The organism is Blautia sp. MSK18_10, from assembly GCF_020553185.1.
Lineage (GTDB): Bacteria > Bacillota > Clostridia > Lachnospirales > Lachnospiraceae > Blautia_A > Blautia_A wexlerae.
Genome location: NZ_JAJCGT010000086.1, coordinates 1 through 3,140, shown reverse-complemented (window position 1 = coordinate 3,140; position 3,140 = coordinate 1). Strand labels below are relative to the sequence as shown.

The window sequence follows — 3,140 nt, the reverse complement described above, 5'->3', positions numbered from 1 at the left end:
AGCAGGAAGCTCCCACTTCAAAATCTGTAAGATTTAAGTGGCGAGAGCATGTCACTTGGGATAAAATTAGATAAAGATGGGGACTATTTATATGTTGCAACCATGCATGAAGTACAAGAATCAAAAATAGTAAGACGTTTGCATAGTGGAAGGATTAAGGAAGTTATTACTGAGTGTGAAAGTTACTGTTCACACATCACTGTCACGCGAGGTGTTTTGGCATGAATATGCCAAAATCCCGAGACATACAAGCCAAAATTCCATTGCCACAGGCAATCTGGAATGAATTTTGGCTACGTTACTGTGAACGGAGTGAACAGTAACGTGTGAAAAAAACAGCACTGAAAACAGAAAAAATAATCCTGACAAAGAAGAAATTAAATAGTATTTCTTTTTATAGAAAGTGAATATGATAATAACAAGCATAATTATTCTTGAGGTCAGAAAAGGTTCCTGACGCACTCAGAAAAGAGTACCTGATGAGATTGCATTAGATTTCTCAAAAGGTTGTGGCACAATCTCTCAGTCAATTGCAACTTCTGGTTCAGTTGTAAATGAAGCAGGTATGAGTTTTGAAAAGTATGTAGCATTGGTATCAACAACAGCAGAAAAGACCAGAGTATCTGGTTCTCAGATTGGTAATGCCTTTAAGACAATCTTCTCAAGAATATCCCGTAGTAAGGATGGACTTACTACAGATGCTGAGATGTCAGATGCAGAGGCAGCACTTAAAAGTGTTGGTGTTTCTGTTCGTGGAGCAGATGGTGATTTACGAGATATAAGTGATACACTTGACGATCTTAATAAAATATGCATAATGCAATGATTTTTAACAAAAATCAGTAGAAAATGTTAAGGAAAGTTGGTCGTAAGACCACCCTTTTTATGCTAAAATATGTTAAAAATAATTGCAAAGGTGGGAAAAGTATGGATAACACAAGAAGAGTATATCTGGATAATATTCGCTGGATTACGGTCTGCATTGTTGTAATTTATCACGTGATTTATATGTACAATGGTGTCCAGATGTTTGGAGTAATCGGTCCGTTTAAAGAACAACAGCTGCAGGATGCTTTCCAATATCTGGTATATCCCTGGATGATGGCTTTGTTATATACGGTGTCTGGTATGACAGTCAGATATTATCTGGAAAAGCATAATTTAAAAGAATTTATCCGAGATAAAACACGCAAGCTGTTGGTACCTTCTACCGTTGGACTTTTTGTATTTCAATGGATACTGGGATATTATAATATGAAAATCAGCGGTGCTTTTGAAAGTTTTGAATCAGTTCCAGGAATAGTTCGGTATGTGATCATGGCTATATCAGGAATCGGTGTTCTTTGGTATGTACAAGTGTTATGGATTTTTTCAATGCTTCTGCTACTAGTGAGAAAAATTGAAAGGGATCGTATCTGGAAAAAAGGAGAAAAAACACCAGTATGGCTGCTGGCTTTGTTAACTGTCTTTGTATATGGATTCTCACAAGTTCTTAATACTCCGGTAGTAACTGTGTACCGGTTTGGAATTTACGGGTTTTGTTTTTTTACAGGTTATTTTATTTTTTCACATGATGAGGTTGTTGAGCGCTTAAGTAAATGGTGGGTGATTTTTCTGATTGTAGCTGGTATAACAGGAATATTCTACACGATATATTATTTTGGTGAAAATTATGCGGTAGAGCCTGTGCTTAATAACCTGTCTGCCTGTATTTATTGTTGGTTTTCAATTCTTGCAATTTTGGCATTTATGAAAAAATATGGGAACTCGGAAAATAAAGCATCAAGATGGATGTCAAAAAAATCCTGGGGAATTTATGTTTTTCATTATCTTCCATTAGCTTGTGTAGCTTATTACCTGAGATGTTTTGCTTCAGAACTTCCGGCAGGGATTGTATATATAGTCGTGGGAATCAGTGCATTTGCAGGTGCATTGCTTTTATATGAAATCATCAGTAGAATACCGATTATCCGCTGGTGTGTATTAGGTCTGAAAAAGGAGAAAAAACATGTTTAAAGATAACCTTGTATCCGTACGTAAAATGCATGGCTTTTCACAGGATGAACTGGCTGAAAAGATTGGTGTAAGCAGACAGACACTTTCAAAATATGAAACAGGAGAGTCCTTACCTGATATTGAGAGGTGTAAGCTCCTGGCAGAAGTATTGGATGTAAGTCTGGATGAACTGGTAAATTATGACAGAGAAAACATCAATAATCTTGGTCTGGGTGTTCCACCAAAGGGAAAGCATGTTTTTGGAATCACGAAAGTGGGAGAGAAAGGTCAGATTGTGATACCGGCAAAAGCAAGAAAAATATTTGATATTCAGCCAGGTGATAATCTGATCATATTGGGCGATGAAAGTCAGGGGATTGCTATTATCAAAGAAAAAAGACTGGTGGAGATATTAAACGGAAAGGAATAAGACCACTCTACTTTACGCAGGGTGTTGCCACACAGATCTTGCAATACAATCTAATATTTATATTTGATGGTGGGAATACATGAACTGATACGAATAGATAGATTATGGCAACAGCAGGTTGCTTTTCAGACTGCAGATTTATCGATATGATAAAGATAACGGAGGTGACGACTATGGAAACAAAAAAGATAATTCTTAAACTTAGAACAGAAAGAGGAATGTCACAGGACGAGCTGGCAAATAAAGTTATGGTGACGAGACAGGCAGTATCACGTTGGGAAAATGGAGACACAGTCCCAAATACTGATACACTTAGGCTTTTATCAAAAGAATTTGATGTTTCAATTAATACGCTTTTGGGAGAACCAAGAAAGCTGATTTGTCAGTACTGTGGAATGCCAATTGATGATGATTCTATCTTGGGACGTGATAAAGATGGTACATTAAACGAGGAATATTGTAAATGGTGCTATGCAGATGGAACGCACACATATAATGATATGGATGAACTTATTGATGTGTGTGTAAAGAATATGGTAAATGAAAACTTTACCGAAGAACAGGCACAATCTTATTTGAAAGAAATGCTTCCCAAATTGGATTACTGGAAAAGGTATGATGAACTTAGGATAATAAGCGGGAATCCTCGGCAATTCAATTAAAAAGACCTGGGACACAGGACAAACCAGAAGCTTCACAGCCTGCCGTATAACAG

4 protein-coding genes are annotated in these 3,140 nt (G+C 36.9%); all 4 read left to right on the top strand.

The window, feature by feature from the left end; genetic code table 11:
- Positions 1 to 484: 484 nt before the first annotated feature.
- The 4 genes from LI074_RS16785 (at position 485) to LI074_RS16770 (ending at position 3,087) form a co-directional block, all read left to right on the top strand.
- Positions 485 to 826, top strand: a complete 342-nt coding sequence (locus LI074_RS16785) for a phage tail tape measure protein (RefSeq protein WP_173684883.1) — start codon at positions 485 to 487, stop codon at positions 824 to 826.
- Between the two features lie 23 nt (positions 827 to 849).
- The gene (locus tag LI074_RS16780; RefSeq protein ID WP_320443428.1) at positions 850 to 2,016 is read left to right on the top strand and encodes an acyltransferase family protein; all 1,167 of its coding nucleotides are present in this window, start codon (positions 850 to 852) and stop codon (positions 2,014 to 2,016) included.
- Positions 2,009 to 2,425 (top strand): helix-turn-helix domain-containing protein, encoded by a 417-nt coding sequence (locus tag LI074_RS16775; RefSeq protein WP_173679700.1) that lies wholly within the window; start codon positions 2,009 to 2,011, stop codon positions 2,423 to 2,425. The genes LI074_RS16780 and LI074_RS16775 overlap by 8 nt, the downstream gene beginning before the upstream one ends.
- A 173-nt stretch (positions 2,426 to 2,598) precedes the next feature.
- Positions 2,599 to 3,087, top strand: coding sequence for a zinc ribbon domain-containing protein (locus tag LI074_RS16770; RefSeq protein WP_173702689.1), 489 nt, complete (start codon positions 2,599 to 2,601; stop codon positions 3,085 to 3,087).
- Positions 3,088 to 3,140: the final 53 nt, after the last annotated feature.

Coding starts and splice junctions, on each gene's coding strand:
- LI074_RS16780 (WP_320443428.1), top strand. CDS start 850: ATGTTAAGGAAAGTTGGTCGTAAGACCACCCTTTTTATGCTAAAATAT.
- LI074_RS16770 (WP_173702689.1), top strand. CDS start 2,599: ATGGAAACAAAAAAGATAATTCTTAAACTTAGAACAGAAAGAGGAATG.
- LI074_RS16775 (WP_173679700.1), top strand. CDS start 2,009: ATGTTTAAAGATAACCTTGTATCCGTACGTAAAATGCATGGCTTTTCA.